15 protein-coding genes and 1 pseudogene are annotated in these 22,139 nt (G+C 62.9%); 6 read left to right on the forward strand and 10 right to left on the reverse strand.

Annotated features, from left to right (window positions below; all coding sequences use genetic code 11):
• Positions 1–359: 359 nt before the first annotated feature.
• The 5 genes from QVE23_RS06065 to QVE23_RS06085 all read right to left on the reverse strand — a co-directional run bounded on the left by QVE23_RS06065 (position 360) and on the right by QVE23_RS06085 (position 8,198).
• Entirely contained in the window at positions 360–1,439 is a 1,080-nt protein-coding gene (locus QVE23_RS06065) for a peptidylprolyl isomerase (protein ID WP_021751366.1), read from the reverse strand.
• A gap of 115 nt (positions 1,440–1,554) precedes the next feature.
• Positions 1,555–5,079, reverse strand: a complete 3,525-nt coding sequence (mfd, locus tag QVE23_RS06070; RefSeq protein WP_119310448.1) for a transcription-repair coupling factor — start codon at positions 5,077–5,079, stop codon at positions 1,555–1,557.
• Between the two features lie 268 nt (positions 5,080–5,347).
• On the reverse strand, positions 5,348–5,935 hold the full coding sequence (pth, locus tag QVE23_RS06075; RefSeq protein WP_136891393.1) for an aminoacyl-tRNA hydrolase: 588 nt from the start codon (positions 5,933–5,935) through the stop codon (positions 5,348–5,350).
• 102 nt (positions 5,936–6,037) lie between these two features.
• Complete coding sequence (locus QVE23_RS06080) at positions 6,038–6,997, reverse strand: ribose-phosphate pyrophosphokinase (protein ID WP_021748686.1); 960 nt, start codon at positions 6,995–6,997, stop codon at positions 6,038–6,040.
• A gap of 73 nt (positions 6,998–7,070) precedes the next feature.
• Positions 7,071–8,198 (reverse strand): UDP-N-acetylglucosamine diphosphorylase/glucosamine-1-phosphate N-acetyltransferase, encoded by a 1,128-nt coding sequence (locus QVE23_RS06085; RefSeq protein WP_021748685.1) that lies wholly within the window; start codon positions 8,196–8,198, stop codon positions 7,071–7,073.
• A 314-nt stretch (positions 8,199–8,512) separates the two neighbouring features.
• On the opposite strand from QVE23_RS06085, the gene QVE23_RS06090 reads away from it, so the two are divergent.
• From QVE23_RS06090 to QVE23_RS06110, 5 genes are all read left to right on the forward strand, one after another.
• On the forward strand, positions 8,513–9,004 hold the full coding sequence (locus QVE23_RS06090; protein WP_119310447.1) for a tRNA (cytidine(34)-2'-O)-methyltransferase: 492 nt from the start codon (positions 8,513–8,515) through the stop codon (positions 9,002–9,004).
• A gap of 226 nt (positions 9,005–9,230) precedes the next feature.
• On the forward strand, positions 9,231–10,424 hold the full coding sequence (locus QVE23_RS06095) for a phosphoglycerate kinase (RefSeq protein WP_119310446.1): 1,194 nt from the start codon (positions 9,231–9,233) through the stop codon (positions 10,422–10,424).
• A 446-nt stretch (positions 10,425–10,870) separates the two neighbouring features.
• Positions 10,871–11,644, forward strand: coding sequence for a triose-phosphate isomerase (gene tpiA / locus QVE23_RS06100; RefSeq protein ID WP_287967755.1), 774 nt, complete (start codon positions 10,871–10,873; stop codon positions 11,642–11,644).
• Positions 11,645–11,691: 47 nt separating this feature from the next.
• Positions 11,692–13,209 (forward strand): 2,3-bisphosphoglycerate-independent phosphoglycerate mutase, encoded by a 1,518-nt coding sequence (gpmI, locus tag QVE23_RS06105; RefSeq protein ID WP_287967757.1) that lies wholly within the window; start codon positions 11,692–11,694, stop codon positions 13,207–13,209.
• Positions 13,210–13,317: 108 nt separating this feature from the next.
• Complete coding sequence (locus QVE23_RS06110; protein ID WP_119310445.1) at positions 13,318–14,019, forward strand: M23 family metallopeptidase; 702 nt, start codon at positions 13,318–13,320, stop codon at positions 14,017–14,019.
• Positions 14,020–14,071: 52 nt separating this feature from the next.
• Here the strand turns inward: QVE23_RS06110 and QVE23_RS06115 are convergent, their stop codons facing one another.
• Both QVE23_RS06115 and prfB read right to left on the reverse strand, forming a co-directional pair.
• Positions 14,072–15,463 carry an MATE family efflux transporter gene (locus QVE23_RS06115; protein ID WP_036631364.1) on the reverse strand — a complete coding sequence of 464 codons (1,392 nt, stop codon included), beginning with the start codon at positions 15,461–15,463 and terminating at the stop codon, positions 14,072–14,074.
• Between the two features lie 132 nt (positions 15,464–15,595).
• The gene (prfB, locus tag QVE23_RS06120; RefSeq protein ID WP_021751408.1) at positions 15,596–16,720 is read right to left on the reverse strand and encodes a peptide chain release factor 2; all 1,125 of its coding nucleotides are present in this window, start codon (positions 16,718–16,720) and stop codon (positions 15,596–15,598) included.
• Positions 16,721–17,002: 282 nt separating this feature from the next.
• On the opposite strand from prfB, the gene QVE23_RS06125 reads away from it, so the two are divergent.
• The gene (locus tag QVE23_RS06125) at positions 17,003–19,957 is read left to right on the forward strand and encodes an S-layer homology domain-containing protein (RefSeq protein ID WP_287967758.1); all 2,955 of its coding nucleotides are present in this window, start codon (positions 17,003–17,005) and stop codon (positions 19,955–19,957) included.
• 191 nt (positions 19,958–20,148) lie between these two features.
• Here QVE23_RS06125 and rsiV read toward each other — a convergent pair whose 3' ends face one another.
• From rsiV to QVE23_RS06140, 3 genes and pseudogenes are all read right to left on the reverse strand, one after another.
• Positions 20,149–20,991, reverse strand: coding sequence for an anti-sigma-V factor RsiV (gene rsiV / locus QVE23_RS06130; protein ID WP_147629943.1), 843 nt, complete (start codon positions 20,989–20,991; stop codon positions 20,149–20,151).
• Between the two features lie 10 nt (positions 20,992–21,001).
• Entirely contained in the window at positions 21,002–21,490 is a 489-nt protein-coding gene (locus QVE23_RS06135) for an RNA polymerase sigma factor (protein ID WP_021751404.1), read from the reverse strand.
• A 132-nt stretch (positions 21,491–21,622) separates the two neighbouring features.
• A pseudogene (locus QVE23_RS06140) lies at positions 21,623–22,139 on the reverse strand (peptide chain release factor 3); the annotation flags it as partial.

Below are 22,139 nucleotides of genomic sequence, written 5' to 3' on the forward strand. Positions count from 1 at the left end.
TCTTCAGCGCGCCGCCGAAGGAACCAATCGCGGTTCTGCAGCAATTCACAACATAGAGCTCTTTCATGATCTTCCTCCGTTTTTATAAAAATATGGGATTGGCAGCTCCGACGGCTCTTCGTCAGGCGCTGCCGCAGACGCCAATCACAAGTTGAGGGTGGCGGCGAGAGTTTGTCAAAAGAAAAACATGATTGCCAAATTTTTGACAAATGCTCATACACCAACCGCTTGCTGATTTGATTATACTGGGTTTTTCCTGCCCCGTCAATGCACATTTCTGTGAAATTCGAAAATTTGTGAAAACATTATCAAAACCTCTGCGAATTTCGTCATTTTGCCAAAATTGGCACAAACACCCATCAGGCAACCTCTCCGCCGGAGGCATCCAGCTCCGCCCGGGCGGCGATGAGCTCGTCGTAAAACCGGCTCACATCCAGGTCCGCATAGGTGCGGGTGGTGGAGATGTCCGCGCTGTCCGCCGCAGCCTGGAGCAGGGCGTCGAAGTAGTCCGGGGCCACGGCCTCCAGGTCCACGGGCTTGCGCAGAATCAGGTAGAAGCCGTCATCCGCCTCCACCACGCCGCTGAACTGGCCCTCCTCCAGGGCCTGGGCCGCCTCCTCGCAGGCGGCGGGCAGCGTGCCGTCCCCCACAGTGAAGGTGTATCCGGACGGATGCTGGTCCCGGTCCGTCTCATCGCTGTAAGTGGCGGCCAGGACGGCAAAGTCGTGGGCAGGGTCCGCGCTGCCGTTCAGCTTGGAAAAGGCCTCCTCCGCCTTGGCCCGGCAGGCGGCCACGGCCTCCGCGTCCGCCGGGTCCACAGCGGCGGTGGAGAGCCAGATGTGGTCCACGGTGAGGTAGCCCTGCTCCTGGGCAAAGGTCTCCAGGTCATGCTCCGCAGGGGCCAGCTCGCTGCCCTCCGTGCAGTAGAGGTCGTACAGGTGCTCGTAGAGATAGTAGTCCCCGGAGATGGCCTCCGCTTCCGCCCGGTCCAGCCCCATGCGGGCCAGCACGGCCAGATAGGCCTCCTCCCCGCCGTACTGGGCCGCCCGGGCCGCCCACTCCCGGTCCATGGCGGTCCGGTCCTCGTCGGTGAGGGTGCAGCCGTAGTCCTCCGCCCAGGTCTCCACTGTGGCGTACAGGGCGGCGTTCTGCAGCGCCTGGTCCTTGGCGTAATCCTCCAGGCTCTGGCCGGAGACAGTGTCCCCCCACTGGATCCCCTCCCCGCTGTCGTAGTAGTCGGCGATGTAGTCGCAGGCGTAGGCCAGCCAGTAGAGGTATCGCTGGGCGGACACGTCCCGCCCGTCCACGGACAGCAGCACAGTGTCCGGACGGATGCCGGACGCCTCGCAGAGAAGTCCCCCCTCTGTGTCTCCGCCCCCGCAGGCGGTGAGAGAGAGGGCGGCCCCCAGGGCCAGGCAAAAAGCGATGCATCGTTTCATCACGGTTCTCCTTTGTCATTCCTCGCAGATTCCGTGGAAACGCCCCGCACAGGACAGGCGGGGGACGTCCCACCGCCACCATCCTATGCGGGGCATGGCAAAAACATGATGAAACTTACGGGGTCCCGCCCGCGGCCTCCTCCGCGGCCAGCTTCAGGTCCTCCACCAGGTCCCGGGCGGCCTCCAGCACATCCTCCCCGGGCTTGAGCTTCAGGGTGAGGGCAGGGATCTCCCCCGCCGCCAGCGTCAGCCGCTGGCGGTACTTGGCGTGGCCGCACACCGCCACCAGGGCCTGTGGGTGGAACACTCCCAGCTGCAGCCGCAGGAGGCTGCCCTTCTGGGAGATATCGGACACGCCGGCCTTGGCCGCGGCAGAACGCAGCAGGGCCACGTCCAGCAGGGCCAGAACGGACTTGGGCGCCTCGCCGTAGCGGTCCAGCATCTCGTCCAGCAGATCCGAGGCGTCCTCGTCCGTGCGGATGGCGGCGATGCGGCGGTACAGGTCCATCCGCTGTTCTGCCGAGGGGACGTACCGGTCCGGGATATGGGCGTTCACCGTCAGGTCGGCGGCACACTCCGTCTCGATCCGCTTCTCCTCGCCACGCTCCTCCAGGACGGCCTCCTCCAGCAGCTTCAGGTACAGGTCGTAGCCTACGCTCATGAGATACCCAGACTGCTCCGGCCCCAGCAGGTTCCCCGCGCCCCGGATCTCCAGGTCCCGCATGGCGATCTTGAAGCCAGAGCCGAACTCCACATACTCCCGGATGGCCGCCAACCGCTTGGCGGCGGTCTCCTGCAGCACCTTGCCCCGGCGGTAGGTGAGATAGGCGTAGGCCCGCCGGGCGCTGCGGCCGATGCGGCCCCGGATCTGGTGGAGCTGGGCCAGCCCCATCTTGTCCGCGTCCTCGATGATGAGAGTGTTCACGTTGGGGATGTCGATGCCGGTCTCGATGATGGTGGTGCAGACCAGGATGTCCGCCTCCCCGTCCACCATGGCCTGCATGACGGAGGACAGCTCCTGCTCCGTCATCTTCCCGTGGCCGGTGACGATACGGACCTCCGGCCCCAGCATCTTCTGGAGCCGGGCGGCGGTGGCGTCGATGCTCTCCACCCGGTTGTGGAGGTAGTATACCTGGCCGCCCCGGCCCAGCTCCCGGCGGACGGCATCCTCAATGATGGCCCAGTCGTGCTCCAGCACATAGGTCTGCACCGGCTGCCGGTCCGCCGGGGGCTCCTCCAGGGTGGACATGTCCCGCAGGCCCGAAAGTGCCATGTTCAGCGTCCGGGGGATCGGAGTGGCGGAGAGGGTCAGCACGTCCACCTGGCGGCTCATCTCCTTCAGCCGCTCCTTGTGGGTGACGCCGAACCGCTGTTCCTCGTCGATCACCAGCAGGCCCAGGTCTTTGAACGCCATGCTCTTCTGCAGCAGCTTGTGCGTGCCGATCAGCAGGTCCACGCCGCCGTTTTTGGCGGCCTCCAGGATCCGCTTCTGCTCCCTGGCGGGGGTGAAGCGGGACAGCACCTCGATCTTCACCGGAAAGTCCCGGAACCGGCTGACAGCGGTGGCGTAATGCTGCTGGGCCAGGACGGTGGTAGGCACCAGGATGGCGGCCTGTTTCCCGTCCAGGATGCACTTCATCACGGCCCGGAGTGCCACCTCCGTCTTGCCGTAGCCCACGTCGCCGCATAGCAGCCGGTCCATAGGCCGTGGCTTCTCCATGTCCGCCTTGATCTCCGCGATGCACCGCAGCTGGTCGTCGGTTTCGGTGTAGTCAAAGGACTCCTCAAATTCCCGCTGCCAGGGGGAGTCCGGGGAGAAGGCGAAGCCCGGCCGCTTCTGCCGCTCGGCATACAGCGCGATGAGGCCCCTGGCCAGATCCTTGGCGGCCTTCTTGGCCTTGGTTTTCTGCCGGGTCCACTCGGCGCCCCCCAGCTTATTGAGCTTGGTGCGCTCGGTGTCCTCGCCTCCGCCGATGTACTTGCTCACCAGATCCAGCTGGGTCACGGGGACGTACAGGCAGTCCCCGCCGGCGTAGTCGATCTTGATGTAGTCCTTCTCCACGCCGTCCACCGGCATCCGCTGGATGCCCACGAACCGGCCCACGCCGTGGTGCTCATGGACCACCAGGTCTCCGGGGGACAGGTCGGTGTAGGACTGGAGCTTCTGCCGGTTGGAGTCCTTCTTCACCCGCTGGCGCTTGCGCATGGCCGGGGCCGTCAGCTGGCCCTCTGTCAGCACCGCCAGCTTCAGCGCCGGCCACTCGCTGCCAGCGGACAGGGCCCCCAGGGAGAGGCGCACCTCCCCCGCCGCAGGCATGGCGGCGCCGCTTAGATCCAGGGTGGCCGGGATGCCCTTCTCCTCCAGCAGCCGGTGGAGATTCTTCGCCCGGGTCTCCCCACCGCAGAGCACCAGCACCGCGCTGCCGGAGGAGCGGTAGTGCTCCAGATCCGTGACGGCGGTCTCCAGGCTGCCGCCGTAGGAGCTGAGCTGTTTGGCATTCATGGTCAGGAGGCCCCGGGGCCGCAGGGGGTGCCGGGAGGTGGGCAGAGAGTCCTCCAGGATCACGGGGAAGTCCTCCAGCGCGGCGTACAGTTCCTCGGCGGTGAGGGTCAGATGGGCGTACTCCCCCGCCAGCACCCCGGCGGACAGCAGCGCCTCCACGTCCTGCTTCTGCTGGAGGACCGTATTCTTCACCCGCTCGTCCACCCGGCCGCTCTCACTGAGGAACACCACCGCGTCCGGAGGCAGGTAGTGGACCCCGGCGGTGACAGTCGGATAGATGGCTGCCAGATACCGGTCCGCCGCCCCCGGGGCCGCGCCGCTGCGCAGCCGCTCCGCGTCCTCCCGCAACGTCTGGACGATGGCCTCCGTCTTCTGCTTTTTCGCCAGCTTCTCCGCCAGGGCGGTCAGCTGGTCCGCAAGACCGGGCAGGCCTCCGGGGGCGCAGTGGGGCAGCACCTCCGCCGCCGGCAGGATCCGGGCGGAGGACACGTTCCGGGTCCGCCGCTGGGTGCCGGGGTCGAAGGCGCCCATGGAGTCGATCTCATCGTCAAAAAACTCGCACCGCACCGGCTGGTCCATCAGGGGAGAGAACACGTCCAGAATGCCGCCCCGCAGGGCGAACTGGCCCACGCCCTCCACCTGCTCACAACGGGTATACCCGGCGGAGAGCAGTTGCTCCGCCAGCGCGCCCAGCTCTGCCTGCCCCCCCACCTCCAGGGTGATGGCCAGGGATCGCAGGGTCTCCGGCGGCAGGGTCCGGGCCATGAGGCCGTCCGCGGTGGCCACCACCACCGGCGCGTCCCCCTGGGCCAGGGCGTACAGCGCCGCCAGACGGCTCCGCTCCCAGTCCCGAGAACCCACGGCCCCGGGGCGGAACTGCCACTCCCGGCCCAGCAGGGTCACGGGGCGGCGGCCCGTCAGGGTCTCCAGATCAGCGGAGAGGACCTGGACCTCCCGCTCGTCCCCGCAGAGGAACACCGCCGGACGGCCGCAGGCTGCCGCCACCGCCGCGCCCACGCAGGCCCGCTGCACCGGCTGGAGGCCGCTGACCGCCGCGGGACAGCCGCCCTCCTCCACCCGGCGGATCAGCTCCGCCGCCTCGGGGATAGTCTGCAATTGTCTCAGAAACTGTTCCATAGGATGTGGTCCTTGTCAACATGAAAAATTGGGAAGACTCTCTGGGCGCCGGGCTGCTTCCGGGCGCATGGCCCGGTGGGCGTTCTCCGCCCGGCGCCTGTTTGGAGGCAGGGGCTGTAAAGCGGATGGACATGATTCTCCCACCCAGGTCATATCCACCGGCACGATCCGGGAAAATGGATCCGTCCTTAGTGTATTCCCCTTTACCGGGCGCCATGCCCGGCGGCAAAAAGAGGCGCGGCGAGCCGCCCCATTGGACGGCCCTCATTCAATTGAAGTCATTCATGGCCTTCTGACAGCCATGTTCAATGATACATTCCGCCGCGTCGATGGCCCGGCGGAAGCTCTCCACCAACACCTTCCGCTCCGCCTGGGAGGGCACGCCGATGACCCAGTCGATCATGTCGCCCCCTTCGCCCGGCGCGCCGGTGCCGATCTTGATCCGGGGGAAGTCCTGGGTCCCCAGGTGGGCAATGATGTTCTTGATGCCGTTGTGCCCCCCGGCGGAGCCGGTGGGCCGCACCCGCAGCTTCCCCACCGGCAATGACACATCGTCATAGATCACCAGCACGTGGTCGGCAGGGATCTTGTAGAACTGCACCGCCTCCCGCACCGCCTCGCCGGAGAGGTTCATATACGTCTGGGGCTTCATCACCAGGCACTTGGACCCGGCGAAGGGGATGATGTTATAGGCGGATTTGAACTTGACCTTGTTCAGCTTCACCCCCGCCTGCTCCGCCAGCAGGTCCACGGTGAGAAAGCCCATGTTGTGGCGGGTGTGCTCATACTTGGCCCCGGGATTTCCCAGGCCCACCACCAGCCAGTCCACGGCGGCGGATTTGGCGCCTAACAGCATGAAAAAAACTCCTTTGCAACGTCAGCCAAGGCGGGAAAGTTCCCTTCCCCGCCTTGACCAGTCCATTATTGATACGCAGAAATGCCGGAGCTCCGCCGCTTCTCAGCGGAACAGCTTGGAGATGGAGATCTCCTGGTAGATACGCTCGATGGCCTCTGCAAACATGGGGGCCACCTGCAGGTATTTGATCTTGCTGCTCTTTTTGGGATCAATGGCGGGGATGGTGTCCAGCAGGGCCAGCTCGGTGATGACGCTGTCGTTGATCCGGTCAATGGCCGGGCCGGAGAGCACGCCGTGGGAGGCGCAGGCCTGGACGCTCTTGGCGCCGCCCACCTCGATCAGGGCCTTGGCGGCGTTGCACAGGCTGCCGCCGGTGTCCACCATGTCGTCGAAGAGGATGCAGTCCTTGTCCCGCACGTCGCCGATGACGTTCATGACCTCGCAGCTGTTGGCCTTCTGCCGGCGCTTGTCCACGATGGCCAGATTCATGTGCAGCTTCTGGGCAAAGGCCCGGGCCCGGGACACAGAGCCCACGTCGGGAGAGACCACCATCATGTTCTCGCACTCGGAGCCGTACTTCTTGGCGTAGTAGTCCACAAAGATGGGGTTGCCCGCCAGATTGTCCACAGGAATGTCGAAGAAGCCCTGGATCTGGGAGGCGTGCAGGTCCATGGTCAGCACCCGGTCCGCGCCCGCGGCGGTGAGCATGTTGGCCACCAGCTTGGCGGTGATGGGGTCACGGGCCTTGGCCTTGCGGTCCTGCCGGGCATAGCCGTAGTAGGGGATGACCGCGGTGATGCGGCCGGCGGAGGCGCGCTTCAGCGCGTCGATCATGATGAGCAGCTCCATGAGATTGTTGTTCACCGGGGTGCAGGTGGACTGGACCACGAACACGTCGCTGCCGCGGACCGTCTCGTACAGGGAGACGAAGATCTCCCCGTCGGAGAAGGTACCGACCTCCGCCTCGCCCAGTTTGGTTCCCATCAACTTGCAGATCTCCTCCGCCAGCTTCGGATTCGCGTTGCCGGAAAACACCTTGATGTCCTTGCCGTGAGAAATCATTGTTTGAACGCCCTCTTTCTATGTTCTGAATGTTCTTGGTTTCTGTCAGTAGGATCGATCAGCCGAAGGAGCATCAGTGCTCCTGCCCGTACAGCTTCCGCCGCCGTTTGGCCCACCCCTCCTTGTTCTCCTGCTTGGCCCTGGCCACGGCCAGCGCGTCCGCGGGCACATCCTTGGTGATGGTGGCACCCGCCGCGATATAGGAACCCGCGCCCACAGTCACCGGCGCCACCAGATTGGTGTTGCAGCCGATGAAGGCGCCGTCCTCAATGGTGCAGCGGTACTTCTTCACGCCGTCATAGTTGGTGGTGACGGTGCCGCAGCCGAAGTTGACCTTGCGGCCCACGTCGCTGTCCCCCACATAGGTCAGGTGGGAGATTTTGGTGCCGTCACCGATGGCGGAGTTCTTCACCTCCACAAAGTCGCCCACCTTGATGTCGTCCCCGATGGCGCAGCCGGGGCGCACGTAGGCAAAGGGCCCCACGTGGGTGCGGCTGCCGATGGTGCTCTCGTTCACCTGGGAGGCATTGATCTCTGTCTCATCGCCGATGACGCAATCCCGCACCACGGCATTGGGACCGATGGTGCAGCCGCAGCCGACGGCGGTCTCCCCCCGCAGGATGGTGCCGGGCAGGAGCATGGTCCCCCGGCCGATGGTGACCCGGGGGTCGATATACACCGCGTTCGGGTCCAGCACCCGGACGCCGGCGCGGATGTGCCGCCGGACGATCCGCTCCCGGAGCAGGGGCTCCAGCTCGGCCACGGTCTCCAGACTGAAAACCGGCACCCAGCCGGGGATCAGCTCCGCCGCGGAGACGGCATTGGTCATCTTCTCCTGCCAGACCGCCTGGAGCTCGTAGCCGGCGGCGCCGTAGACAAAGCCGGGGCCCGCCTCCTCCATGGGAAGGGCGGCCCGGACAAACACGGCCACCGGGTCCGGCGTGTTCAAAAAGTCCAGCAGCTCGCTGTGCTGCTCAGAGATGGTCACGTCTGCGTCCTCCGGGAAGCAGGCGCGGACCTCCTGGGCAAAGCGGGGGCTGGAGACAGCAAAAAACCGCTGCACGCCGTCGGCCAACAGCTTGTCACTCATCCATTTTAGGATCGGGCAAAATAACACGGCTTCCAGCATCAGCGGTTTGGAGTGCGCCGGGAGGGAGGAGTCCTCTTCCAGAAAAAACACGGCGCGCTGCGGAAAATCCATGGGTTTTCTCCTCCTTGTTCGTTCGTATTTTTTATTATAACAAATATCTTGGGAAAATCCAGTATTTCCGGCGAATTTATAAAAGAAATTTCCTCCAGATTTTTCTTGTACAGGGACGTTTTTTTGTGGGAGACAACAGATCCGCTCCTGCGGCGCCCCCTCCTTCTGTCATTTCCGGCATTTTGCAGAAATCCAGCCGGATTTGTCGTGATTTTTTCTAAAAATCCGGTTTTCTTCACACATTACAGTTGAATTTGCCGGGGCGACGCGGTACAATGTGTTTTGACTGCATGAAAAGAGGGGGACAGCTGTCTATGCTTCATATCGTACTGGTGGAGCCGGAGATCCCACAGAACTGCGGCAATGTCGCCCGCACCTGCGCCGCCACCGGCAGCCAGCTGCACCTGATCCGCCCCCTGGGCTTCGACATCTCGGAGAAGGCCGTTCGCCGCGCTGGCCTGGACTACTGGAACCTGGTGGAGGTTTTTGATTACGAGAATCTGGAGGACTTTTTCCGCCGCCGCCCCGAGGCGGAGCGGGACCTGTGGCTCACCACCACCAAGGCGCCCCGGTCCTATCAGGAGGCCCGGTTCACCGCCGACAGCTGGCTGTTCTTCGGCAAGGAGACCGCCGGGCTGCCTCTGGCTCTCCGGGAGCGGTACCGGGACCGCTGCGTCCGCCTGCCCATGGTCAGCGAGGCCCGCAGCCTGAACCTGAGCAACACCGTGGCCGTCTGCGTCTACGAGGCGCTGCGGCAGAACGGCTTTCCGGGCCTGCTGGGAACCGGCGAGATGGCCTGGGGCTGAGCCCCGCCGGGCGGCGCCGATTCCGCTGGGGAGGCCCGGCTGCTTTTGCAGGGCGCGGAGCGGCCTTGCATTGCGGGGGGACGGCCGGGGGTGAATTTTCATCCTTCGGTCCATACTAGTCCCTGAACGCGCTGACACCGCCGCCGAACGCCTCTGCGGCTTCGGCTGCGTTGGAATGAATCATGAGGAATCCAATGGAACGAGATCAGATAGGAGGACATCTCAGATGAATACCCATAAAAAGACGGTCCGGGATGTGGAGGTACGGGGCAAAAAGGTCCTGCTCCGCTGCGACTTCAACGTCCCCCAGGACAAAGAGACCGGCGCCATCACCAGCGACAAGCGCATCGTGGCGGCGCTGCCCACCATCCAGTATCTGCTGGAGAATGGGGCGGCGGTCATCGCCTGCTCCCACCTGGGCAAGCCCAAGAACGGCCCCGACCCCAAGCTGAGCCTGGCCCCGGTGGCGAAGCGCCTCAGCGAGCTGCTGGGGCGGGAAGTGATCTTCGCCCATGACGTAGTGGGCCCCGACGCCCAAACCAAGGCGGCCGCCCTGCAGCCGGGACAGATCCTGCTGCTGGAGAACACCCGCTTTGAGCCCGGCGAGACCAAGAACGACCCGGAGCTGGCCAGGAAGCTGGCCGACATGGCGGATCTGTATGTGTCCGACGCCTTCGGTGCCGTGCACCGGGCCCACGCCTCCACCGCCGGCGTGGCGGCGTACCTGCCCGCCGTCTCCGGCTTCCTGATCCAGAAGGAGCTGGAGTTCCTGGGCGGTGCCATCGCCGACCCCAAGCGGCCCCTGGTGGCCATCTTAGGCGGCAGCAAGGTCTCCTCCAAGATCGGCGTCATCAACAACCTGCTGAACATCGCCGATACCATCATCATCGGCGGCGGCATGGCCTATACGTTCTCCGCCGCCCAGGGCGGCAAGGTGGGCGACAGCCTGCTGGAGGCCGACTGGGAGAGCTACGCCAATGAGATGGTGGAGAAGGCAAAGGAGAAGGGCGTAAAGCTGCTGCTGCCGGTGGACACCGTCTGCGCGGACGCCTTCGCCCCCGACGCCAAGAGTCAGGTGGTGAAGGCCGGGGAGATCCCCGACGGCTGGCAGGGCCTGGATATCGGTCCGGAGACGGTGAAGCTGTACTGCGGCGCCGTGGCGGACGCGGGCACCGTCATCTGGAACGGCCCCATGGGCGTCTTTGAGTTCCCGGCCTTCGCCAAGGGTACTGAGGCTGTGGCCGAGGCCCTGAGCCGTACGGACGCCATCACCATCATCGGCGGCGGCGACAGCGCGGCGGCTGTGGAGCAGCTGGGCTACGCCGACAAGATGACCCACATCTCCACCGGCGGCGGGGCCTCCCTGGAATTCCTGGAGGGTAAGGAACTGCCCGGCGTGGCCTGCCTCCTTGATCAGTAAGCTGCTGTGCCGCCGATCCACCGTTGCGGCATTGCGTTTCCCGGTTCCTCCCGGAGCCGTCAATCGCGCCGCTGGAATTTTTGGAGGGCAAAGAGCTGCCCCGCGTGGCCTGCCTCCCGGATGCTTAAAGAGGGGGACTGTGTCCCCCCTTTACATTCCTCCTCACCAATCTGCGGACTGGTGACACCGCCCAGGGCGGCTGAGGCAAAGTATTTTCGCCACGCGCGCCCTGAGGCGAAAATGAATTTGAATGTTGCGGCCGCTTGCGGCGGCCGCGCCGAATCCGTCCCCAAACGCGCTTCATTTGACTTGACAAACGGGCTGGAATTCTGTATAAAAAAAAGGGCCTTTCGGGGAAAATGCCCTGGAAACGGCCAAAACCTGCGCATCAGATCGCGGAGAACGCGATTGCGGATAGATGAAGACATAAAGGAGAAGAGATCACCATGAATCGCAGATATCGCAAAACGGTTATCGCCGGAAACTGGAAAATGAACATGACCGCCACTGAGACGAAGAAATTCGCCGAGGAGCTGAAGAAGATCATGCCCCGCGCCAAGTGGTGCGACACCCTGATCTGTGTCCCTGCCTGCAACATCTCCGTTGCTATGAAGGCATTCAAGGATCTGAAGATCTCCGTGGGCGCCGAGAACGTCTACTTTGAGGAAAAGGGCGCCTACACCGGCGAAATTTCCGCCGATATGCTGAAGGATCTGGGCGTGAAGTACGTCATCGTGGGCCACAGCGAGCGCCGGCAGTATTTCTGCGAGACCGATACCACCGTCAACAAGAAGGTCCACGCCGTGCTGAACGCCGGCATGAACCCCATCATCTGCGTGGGCGAGAGCCTGGAGCAGCGCGAGACCGGCATCACCGACGAGTGGATTGCCCTTCAGGTGAAGAGCGCCCTGTACGGCGTGCCCGCCGAGAAGCTGCGCCGCTGCATCATCGCCTATGAGCCCATCTGGGCCATCGGCACCGGCAAGACCGCAACTGCCGAGCAGGCCGGCGAGGTCTGCACCAACATCCGTGCCACCATCCGCAGCCTGTACGGCGCCCGGGTGGCCCGCAGCGTCACCATCCAGTACGGCGGCTCCATGAACCCCAAGAACGCGGCGGAGCTGCTGGCCCAGCCGGACATCGACGGCGGCCTGATCGGCGGTGCCGCCCTGAAGCCCGACCAGTTCGTGGACATCATCAACGCAGCCAACCAGGAGTGAGCTCCGGCAGAGCGGTTTTGTGAGAAAGCGAGCGAGACGAGATTTCAATGAACAAAACACCAACAACCCTCATCATCATGGACGGCTTCGGCCTGCGGCAGGAGACGGAGGGCAACGCCATCCGCGCCGCCGCCACGCCCCGGCTGGACCAGTTTTTCCGGGAGTATGCCCACACCACGCTCCGGGCCTCCGGCCTGGACGTGGGCCTGCCGGACGGGCAGATGGGCAACAGCGAGGTGGGCCACACCAACATCGGCGCCGGCCGGGTGGTGTTCCAGGACCTGCCCCGGATCACCAAGGCCATTGCCGACGGGAGCTTTGATGAAAATCCCGCCTACCGGCACGCCATGGACGCCTGCCTGGAGAAGGGCACGTCCCTGCACCTGATGGGCCTGCTGTCCGACGGCGGCGTCCACTCCCACCTGGAGCACCTGTTCGCCCTGCTGCGGCTGGCGAAGCGAAGGGGCCTGGAGCATGTGTATCTCCACGCCTTTCTGGATGGGCGGGACGTATCCCCCACCTCCGGCGCAGACTTTGTGGCGCAGACCGTGGCACAGTGCCGGGAGATCGGCGTGGGCAAGATCGCCACGGTCATGGGCCGGTACTATGCCATGGACCGGGACAAGCGCTGGGACCGGGTGGAGGCGGCTTACGACGCCATGGTGTACGGCGAGGGCGCCGTGCAGAATCCAGACCCGGTGGCCGCGGTACGGGAGTCCTATGACCGGGGCGTCACCGACGAATTCGTGGAACCCGTGGTCTGTGATGCCGAGGGCACCATCTCCGACAATGACAGCGTGATCTTCTTCAACTTCCGGCCCGACCGGGCCCGGGAGATCACCCGGACCCTGGTGGACCCGGAGTTCGACGGCTTCACCCGCCAGTTTTTCCCCGTGACCTTCGTGTGCAACACAGAGTACGACGCCTCCATGCCCAATGTGGAGGTGGCCTTCCCCCGGGTGACGGTGCGCAATGGCCTGGGGGAGTATCTCAGCCAGATGGGCATGACCCAGCTGCGGATCGCGGAGACGGAGAAGTACGCCCATGTGACCTTCTTCTTCAACGGCGGGTCCGAGACTGTCTTTCCCGGTGAGGACCGGGTACTGGTGCCCTCCCCCAAGGTGGCCACCTACGATAAGCAGCCGGAGATGAGCGCGGCGGAGGTGACGGACAAGTGCGTGGAGCGCATCGAGTCCGGCGCCTATGACGTGATCATTCTGAACTTTGCCAACTGCGACATGGTGGGCCACACCGGCGTCTATGACGCGGCGGTGAAGGCCGTGGAGACCGTAGACAGCTGCGTGGGCCGCGTGGTGGACGCCACACTGAAGATGGGCGGCATCGCCATGATCACCGCCGACCACGGCAACGCCGAGCAGATGGCGGAGCCGGATGGCAGCCCTATGACCGCCCATACCACCAATCCCGTACCTTTCATTCTCTGCGGCGCGGGGACCGAGCTGCGCCCCAACGGCCGCTTGGCGGACATCGCCCCCACCATGCTGGACGTGATGGGCCTGGCCTGTCCAGAGGACATGGACGGCAAGACGCTGATCGTGAAGTGACCAATTTCTGAGAGAAAAGAGACCGCTGGAAAGCGGTCTCTTTTTGTATAATTCCTGGAAATCCTGCCCATACTTCCCTCAGACCCAAGATCGAGGGAGGTATGATACATGGCAAATAAAGTCAAATCCCTGCTGGGCGGGCCAGGCTTTTACGCGGTCCTGGCCCTGTGCGTCCTGGCGGTGGGCGTGGGCGGCTACTTTCTGCTGTTTGGGGAACCGGCACAGACGGAAGCGCCCACCGGCCCGGACACGGCAGCCTCCGCACCGGTGGAGGACCTGCCGGAGCACGAACCGGTAGTGGAGACCGTGCCTCCGGAGGAACCGGAGGAGGAGACGGAGCCCGTCGTCATGCCGGAGGTGACCATCCCGGTGGATGACACGCCCGTGGTGGCAGAGGAGCCCCATGTGGTGGTCCTGCCCATCCAGGGAGAGGTGCTGACGGCATTCTCCGTGGACCAGCTGCTGTACAATGAGACGCTGGACGACTGGCGGACCCACGACGGGGTGGATATCGCCGCGGCGGAAGGCGATGCCGTCCTGGCCGCCTGCGCCGGGACGGTCTCCTCCATCACCGACGATCCCCTGATGGGCACCACCGTGGTGATCCAGCACAGCGGCGGCTATGAGACCACCTATGCCAATCTCCAGGCGGAGCCCGCCGTGGAGACGGGCGACACGGTGTCCGCCGGGCAGACCATCGGCGCAGTGGGAACCACCGCCGCGGCGGAGGCCGCCCAGGGCGCCCACCTGCACTTCTCCGTTGCAAAGGATGGGGAAGCTGTGGACCCGGACGCATTTCTCAACAGCTGACGCAGCAGCGGCGGAACGGCCTTTGCCGTTCCGCCGCTGCTTTTCTCTGGAGTCAGGCCGCCCGGCTGCCGATCCGCTCGGCAACGGCCCGCATGGTCCGGCGCAGGAAGATAGCGCTCAGTACCAGGGACACCAGTTCGGAGATGGGGAAGGCCAGCCACACCAGCGTCAGGACGCCGGTGTGGGACAACAGCCATGCCACCGGCAGCAGCACCACCAGCTGGCGGCACACAGAGGTAATCAGACTGTACAGCGGGTTGCCGATAGCCTGACACACGGAACCGGCAATGATGTCGAAGCCCGCCAGCACGAAGGACACGGAGATGATCCGCAGAGCCACGGAGCCGATGGAGAGCATCTCCTCCGAGGCGTTGAAGAACATCAGCAGCTGCTGGGGGAAGAGCTGGAAAATCAGGCATCCCACAGCCATGATGGCCATGGCGGTGCAGATGGTCAGCTTGATGGTCCGCTTCACCCGGGGCAGGCTGGCGGCGCCGTAGTTATAGCTGACGATGGGCACCATGCCGTTGTTCAGGCCGAACACCGGCATGAAGACGAAGCTCTGAAGCTTGAAGTATGCGCCGAACACGGCGGTGGCCGTCTTGGTGAAGGAGAAGAGGATCTTGTTCATGCCGAACACCATGGCGGAGCCGATGGACTGCATGACGATGGAGGGGAAGCCCACCCGGTAGATCTCCGCCGCCACCTTGCCGTGCCAGCGGATCTCCCGGGGCAGGATGTGGATGTCCGGATTGCATTTGAGGTTCAGCACCAGGGCAGCGGCGGCAGCCACAATCTGCCCTGCCACCGTGGCAATGGCGGCGCCGGCCACCTCCATCCGGGGCAGGCCGAACCAGCCGAAGATCAGGATGGGGTCCAGCACGATGTTGATGAGGGCGCCGGTAAGCTGGGTGCACATGGCCAGGAACGTGCGGCCGGTGGACTGTAGCAACCGCTCAAAGCAGAACTGGCTGAAAATACCGATGGAGCAGCCCAGGCAGATGGAGGCGTAATCCACGCCGTAGTCGATAATCACCTGTTCTCCCCCGGCCTGCAGCTCAAAGAAGGTCCGGGAGAAGAAGATGCCGATCAGGGCGAATAGCGCGAAATTGCACAGGGCCAGAAAGATGCCCGTGTTGGCAGCCCGGTCCGCCATGGCCTGATTCTTCTCTCCCAGGGACCGGGAGAGGAGCGCGTTGATGCCCACAGCGGTGCCTGCGCCGAAGGCGATCATCAGGTTCTGCAGGGGGAAGGCCAGGGACACGGCATTCAGGGCATCCTCGCTGATCTGCGCCACGAACACGCTGTCCACCACATTGTAGCAGGCCTGGACCAGCATGGAGATCATCATGGGGACCGCCATGTTGGTCAGCAGCCGTCCGATGGGCAGCACGCCCATCTTGTTCTCCTGGGGCGCCGCGCCCTGGGGGAATTTTTCTGCCATGGAAATTCCAACATCCTTTCTCATTCAGAGAGACGTGACACGGGGACCACCCCGCGCCACGTCTCATATTTTGATTTCTCTATTAGGTTGCGGCTCCGGAAAGCCGGGCATCCGGAAGGATGCGTGGACGATTTATTTTTTCAGCTCACCGGTGGCCAGCTGAGTGAGATACGCGTTGATGAAGCCGTCCAGATCGCCGTCCATAACGTTGTCGATGTTGCCGGTCTCATAGCCGGTGCGGGTGTCCTTCACCATCTGGTAGGGCATGAACACGTAGGAGCGGATCTGGCTGCCCCACTCGATCTTCATCTGCACGCCCTTGATATCGGAGATCTTCTCCGCGTGCTGCTGCTGCTTCAGCTCCACCAGCTTGGCCCGCAGCATCTTCATGCAGTTGTCCTTGTTCTGAAACTGGCTGCGCTCCTGCTGGCTGGCCACCACGATGCCCGTGGGCTTGTGGATGAGGCGCACGGCGGATGAGGTCTTGTTCACGTGCTGGCCGCCGGCGCCGCTGGCCCGGTAGACCTGCATCTCAATGTCCTCCTCCCGGATCTCCACCTCGTCGTCATCCTCGATCTCGGGCATGACCTCCACCGCGGCAAAGCTGGTCTGCCGGCGGGCGTTGGCATCAAAGGGAGACACCCGGACCAGCCGGTGGACGCCGTTCTCACTCTTCAAAAGGCCGTAGGCGTTATCCCCCTGGATGGCAATGGACGCGGACTTGATGCCCGCCTCGTCGCCGTCCTCATAGTCCAGGATCTGATAGGTGAAGTCGTGGCGCTCCGTCCAGCGGGTGTACATCCGGTAGAGCATCTGGGCCCAGTCCTGGGCCTCGGTGCCGCCGGCGCCGGCATGGAAGGTCAGGATGGCGCTGTGGCCGTCGTACTCCCCAGAGAGGAGCGTGGCCATCCGGGACTCCTCGATCTTCTCCTCCAGGGTCTGGAAACCGGACTTCAGCTCTTCCAGCAGCTCCTCATCCTCCGCCTCCTGGCCCATCTCGCACAGGGCCGTCAGATCCTGCCACTCGGTCACCAGCTTGTCCTGGCGGGCGATCTTGTTCTGCAGCTGCTTGAGGCGCTGCTGCACCTTCTGGGATCGCTCCAGGTCGTTCCAGAAGCCGTCCTGGGCAGTCTCGTCCTCCAGCTTTCGGGCCTCCGCGCGGGCGCTGTCCATGTCCAGCGCGGCGGAGAGCTTCTCCAGCTCGGGCCCCAGGTCCCGGAGCCTCTGCTTATATTCGTCGTATTCGATCAAAGCCATGTGCTCTCTCCACTTCCTCAAATTTCATTAGCCATAGTATTATATCGGAGGAACGTTTGTTTGTAAAGAAAAACCCGTAAAAAAACGGAAAATCCCGGGCCGTCTGTGTATTTCAGGGGACAATTTCGTTTTCCAGGATGCGGCCGGACCGGAATCTTTTTTCCCGAATGGCGAAAAGTTCATAATTTGTTCATGATTGCCGGGCACTTTCCCGGTATGTTACATGTAGAGAGATAGAAGCTGGAAGCAAGCCTTTTGGAATATGATGGAGGAAAGAGGACTATGAAAACATTTTGGAAGAAAAAGCTCCCGGCGTGTCTGCTGGCGCTGGCGCTGCTGGCCGGAACCGTTCCCATGGCGTCTGCGGCCTCGGCGGATCTGACGTACGATGTGGACGAGGACAGCGGCGTCTGGCTGGATGCGGATGACTTTCAGGAAATCTATGAGGACGACAACGGCGGATACCTTGAATACGTGGAATTCACCGATTATGATGACTTTGACGATTACGGCTATTTCACCTTCGAGGACTTTGACCGTTACGGGTTCGACGACGTGGATTCCAAGGCGCTGGAGAACTACGAATTCTACTATGACCGTGCTGATGCGGACGATTACGACATCGACCTGGACACGCTGCGGTTTGAGACCTATGACAACATCGACAGCGACACACTGGATTTTGATGTCAGGCTGTACGGCGACGAAGGGTCATTCTATGCAACGGTCCGCATTGATGTGGAGGGTGGCTCCCGCTCCGGCTCCGGCGACGTGGAGCTGACCTACAAGGTGGACCCCGGCGACGATGTGACGGTGGACGCCGAGGACTTCTGGGATCTCTTTGACGAGGAAGACGGCCGCTATGACGAGCTGGAGTATGTGGAGTTCACCAGCTACGATGATTTCGATGACTTCGGATATTTCGGTGCAGACGGATACGACAGCGATGACTATATCCCGGACTATGAGCTCAATGACAGCGATCTGGACGATGCCATGTTCTATTACGACGAGAACGACGTCTGGTACGACTATGACTTTGAACTGGACACGCTGACGTTCTACGCCGACCGGAACGCCGACGCGGACACCCTGGCCTTTGACTTCACCATGCACGGCGTGGACGGTGACAAGGTATATGGCACTCTGTACATCGAGGTCGGCAAGGGCAGCGGCACCAGCAGCAAGGGCGACCTGACCTATCAGGTGGACCCGGACGACGATGTGACGCTGGACGCGGAGGATTTCTACGATTTCTTCTACGACGAGTCGGATTACGACGAACTGGAATACGTGGAGTTCACCGACTATGACGACTTTGACGATTACGGCTGTTTCTACGCCGACGGATACGATTCCGACGACTACACCCGGGATTACGAGCTGAACGACAGTGACCTGGACGACGCCGTGTTTTACTATGATGAGGACGATATCTGGGACGACTATGACTTCGAGCTGGACACGCTGACCTTTGCGGCGGACCGGAATGCCGATGAAGACACCCTGACCTTTGACGTCACCATGCGCGGCGTGAAAGGCGACAAGATCTCCGCCACCCTCACCATTGAGATCGGCAAGGGCAGCGGCACCGGCACCAAGGTGAAGGGCGATATCATTTACGAGGTGGATCCCGACGACAGCGTGACCTTTGACCGGGACGACTTCTGGGATTTCCTGGATGACGAGACCGGGGACGATCTGGAGTATGTACGGTTCACCGACGCCGACGGACTGGACGACTGGGGCGAGCTGTACAGCTACGACTACGATGATGACCGGACGTACTTTGACGAGAGCGACCTGGACGACGGTTATTTCTACTATGACAGCAAGGACCTGTTCTACGACGAGGACTTCACCCTGGATGACCTGACCTTTGTGGCGGACAGGGACGCCGACGGCAAGGTGGTGGAGCTGGACTTCACTGCCTACGGTGAGGACGGCGACAAGGCCTACGGCACCGTGGCCATCGCCATCGGCGATGTGGGGGGAACCGGCGTGGCCGCAGAGGGCGGCGATATCCGCTATTATACGGATTACAGCGGCCGAGTGCAGATCAACGCCAACGACATCGCCCGGTTCTTTGAGGAGAGCTACCCCGGCTATACCCTGCAGTATGTCACCTTTAAAGATGCGCCCACTTACGGCAGCCTGTACTACAACTACTACGGTACCAGCAGCTACGGCAGCTCCAGCAGCCTGCGCATCACCGACGACAACTGCGACGACATAGATTTCTACTTCAGTCCCTCCAGCAGCCAGCACGCCCTCAGCGAGCTGACATACATACCCAGCGGCGTCAACTACTGCGCCCAGATCCCCTTCACCGCTTACGGCTCCGGCAGCCGTTCTGTGTCCGGCACCATCCTCATCAGCGTGAACCTCAGCGAGGTGCCCGACGTTTACGGCCCCACGCCCAGAAACACGGCCGTCACCTTCCCCGCCGCCTCCATCTACACGGCGGTGGCCCAGTCCAGCGGCCTGGGTCTGGCCAGCATCCAGCTGCTGGAACTGCCCGCCACCAACGAGGGTATCATCTACGTGGGCAGCGGCACCTCCAAGCGGGCGGACACCGAGACCCTGTACGGCTACTCCAGCGGCAGCGAGCGGATCAGCCAGCTGCGGTTCGTGCCGGCCAGCGGCTTCACCGGATCTGTGGAAATCCCCTATGTGGCCTGCAACAGCAGCGGCGATCCCATTGCCAGCGGCAAGCTTTGCCTGGGCATTGTCAGCGCTATGGAGGACTTCTCTGATATCACCTCCTCCACCTGGTGCTACAAATATGTACTGGAGCTCAGCGACGCCGACGTGATCGACGGATACAGCGACGGCACCTTCAAGCCCGACAACCAGGTGACCTACGGCGCGGCGCTGAAGCTCATCATGCTGGCCGCTGGCTATGACGAGCAGAAGCCGGTGAACTCCAACGTGTTCAGCGGCTATCTGGCCCGGGCGCAGGCGGACGGGCTGGTGTCCGGCAGCGTGAACCTGAACGCCCCCATCACCCGGCTGGCGGTCAGCCAGATCGCGGCCAAGGCCATGGGCCTCAGTATCAGCAACCTGTCCAGCGTCCGTCCCTTCACCGACACCACGGACCCCTATGTCCAGGCGCTGAATGCCGCAGGCATCGTGGAGGGCTACTTCAGCAACGGCACCAGCACCTTCAAGCCCTACAACACTCTGACCCGGGGCCAGATCTCCGCCATCGTCTGGCGGATGGAGCAAGCCCAGTAAACCTGGAAAACAACAGCGGACCGCTGAAGCGGTCCGCTGTTCTCTGTTATACAAAAGCACCGCAGAAAACTGAATGCATCTTTCCCCGCTCCTTTGGGGCAACCGGAAACGATGCGCCAAACCTTTCACCACAGCATTTGCCCTTATCTACGATGCGCCCAATGCGTATAAAGGTTTATGGGGGAGAGCGGTCACTTCAGCAGGGCGCTGTACACATCCTGAGGGATGGTGAACTCCACCATGCCCATGTAGCCTGCAGCCACCGCGTACTCGTCGAACACCAGAACCAGATCGCCGTCGGCGTTCCAGTAAAAGCTCTGCTCCGGGTCAATAGCGGTGAATTCGTCCGTCAGATAGCTCAGGGATGCGTCCGCGGCCATCTGCTCCTCCATCTGCCGCAGGACTTCCGCGGACAGGACAGAGACGTAGTCCGCATCAGGCCGGAACAGATCGCTGAGGGTGACGGCTTCACCCGTAGCTTTGTTGATGTGGTAGAATCGGGTGAAATTGTAGCCGCTGGCCTCGGTCCTCGTGGCATCGATCCGCAGAGTGAACCAAGTATCGCTGTCCGTCACCACAGAGGAGGTCACATCCAGGCCCTGGTAGCTCTCGCCCGCAGCCTCGCAGTCCGTCTGGAACTGGGCGATCAGCTGATCGGTATAGGCCTGCACCTGGTCGTTGATCTCGTCTGCAGCGCCGCTGCCGCCCAGCTCCGGGACGTGGACGTCGGCAGTGCTGTGACCATCGTCATACTGGTAATCCCGGAAGGTGATGACCCGCACCACGGCGCCCAGCACCGGGATTTCTTCCATGGCGGCAGCCGCCGCGGGAGATACATTGGGAATGGCCACGAATACGGCCAGGGCCGCGGCTACGCCGACCAGCCAGCGATAGGAACGTTTTTGCTTGTTTTCTTTCATGTTCGTCTCCTTTAAAGCGGCGCAGGTGTCCCGCACCTTTCCGGCATACGTCTCCGGCAGGGGGAAGGGTTCCTGCTTCGCCCGCTCTTTCAGTCGCTTGTCGAATGGCTCCACCTTGCGCACCTCATTCCTCGTGTAATAGTTGTTTTAGCCGGGACCGCCCTCGGGAGAGACGGGTCTTCACCGCCGCCTCGCTGATGCCCAGAACGGCGCTGATCTCCCGGATGGAGAGGTCCTCATAATAAAACAGGGTCACGACCGCCCGCAGGTCGCTGTTCAGCGCCATGACCGCCTGCCATAGAGACAGGCGCTCCGCCTGGTCTGCCGCCGGAGCCGGCAGGAAGTCCTGGATATCCGCCAGGTCCACCGTGGTCCTCCGCTTCCGGCAGAACTCATAGCACTTGTTGACCAGAATTTTCAGGATCCAGGGTCGGAACCGCGCCGGGTCCCGCAGGCTGCCGCGGCCGGCATAGGCGGCGCAGATGGCCTCCTGCACGGCGTCCTCCGCATCTTCGTCCTGGTGAAGGATAGCCTTGGCAGTGCGGAACATGGTCTCCTGGTTTCGGATTACCTGGTCGCAGAATATTTCTTTGTCCAACAAAAAATTTGTCATGGCGGGACTGAGCGCTCCTTTGGGTTCGTTTGACCGGTCACTTATTAGGATGCGGTTTCCGCCGAAAAGGTGACAGCCGGAAGAAAGAAAAGCAAAAAACCGTCCGCCTCTTTCCGGCGGACGGTTTCAGGCTCAGACAGACAGGGACTCGGCCAGCTCCAGGCCGGGGTTGTGCTTGGTGAGAAAGCCCACGGACCACTCCCCGCCGAATGCCACCAGCAGGCGGCCCTTGAAGTCCTCCAGCAGGGCGGCGCCGGTGCACAGCACCAGATCCTCCGGCTTGCAGGGGCAGGCGGTGATGACCCGCAGGTGCTCGTAGGGCAGTCCCTCCATGTAGAGCTCTACGCCGTACTCGCTCCTCATCCGGTACTGGAACACGTCGAACTGCAGGGTGCCCACGACGCCCACGATGACCTCCTCCAGGCCGGCGCCGGGCAGCTTGAAAATCTGGATGGCGCCCTCCTGGGCGATCTGCTCCGTGCCCTTGATGAACTGCTTGCGCTTCATGGTGTCCTTGGGAGACACCCGCATGAAGTGCTCCGGCTCGAAGGTGGGGATGCCGGAGAACTTGAATTTCTTTCCAGGCACCGTCACCGTGTCGCCGATGGAGAAGATGCCGGGGTCGAACACGCCGATGATGTCGCCGGCG

It is taken from the genome of Oscillibacter sp. KLE 1728, from assembly GCF_934833455.1.
Classification (GTDB): Bacteria; Bacillota; Clostridia; order Oscillospirales; family Oscillospiraceae; genus Oscillibacter; species Oscillibacter welbionis.

Coding starts and splice junctions, on each gene's coding strand:
- QVE23_RS06095 (WP_119310446.1), top strand. CDS start 9,231: ATGAATACCCATAAAAAGACGGTCCGGGATGTGGAGGTACGGGGCAAA.
- gpmI (WP_287967757.1), top strand. CDS start 11,692: ATGAACAAAACACCAACAACCCTCATCATCATGGACGGCTTCGGCCTG.
- QVE23_RS06085 (WP_021748685.1), bottom strand. CDS start 8,198: ATGGATTTTCCGCAGCGCGCCGTGTTTTTTCTGGAAGAGGACTCCTCC.
- QVE23_RS06135 (WP_021751404.1), bottom strand. CDS start 21,490: ATGACAAATTTTTTGTTGGACAAAGAAATATTCTGCGACCAGGTAATC.
- QVE23_RS06090 (WP_119310447.1), top strand. CDS start 8,513: ATGCTTCATATCGTACTGGTGGAGCCGGAGATCCCACAGAACTGCGGC.
- pth (WP_136891393.1), bottom strand. CDS start 5,935: ATGCTGTTAGGCGCCAAATCCGCCGCCGTGGACTGGCTGGTGGTGGGC.
- prfB (WP_021751408.1), bottom strand. CDS start 16,720: ATGGCTTTGATCGAATACGACGAATATAAGCAGAGGCTCCGGGACCTG.
- QVE23_RS06115 (WP_036631364.1), bottom strand. CDS start 15,463: ATGGCAGAAAAATTCCCCCAGGGCGCGGCGCCCCAGGAGAACAAGATG.
- QVE23_RS06125 (WP_287967758.1), top strand. CDS start 17,003: ATGAAAACATTTTGGAAGAAAAAGCTCCCGGCGTGTCTGCTGGCGCTG.
- mfd (WP_119310448.1), bottom strand. CDS start 5,079: ATGGAACAGTTTCTGAGACAATTGCAGACTATCCCCGAGGCGGCGGAG.
- QVE23_RS06080 (WP_021748686.1), bottom strand. CDS start 6,997: ATGATTTCTCACGGCAAGGACATCAAGGTGTTTTCCGGCAACGCGAAT.
- tpiA (WP_287967755.1), top strand. CDS start 10,871: ATGAATCGCAGATATCGCAAAACGGTTATCGCCGGAAACTGGAAAATG.
- QVE23_RS06110 (WP_119310445.1), top strand. CDS start 13,318: ATGGCAAATAAAGTCAAATCCCTGCTGGGCGGGCCAGGCTTTTACGCG.
- QVE23_RS06065 (WP_021751366.1), bottom strand. CDS start 1,439: ATGAAACGATGCATCGCTTTTTGCCTGGCCCTGGGGGCCGCCCTCTCT.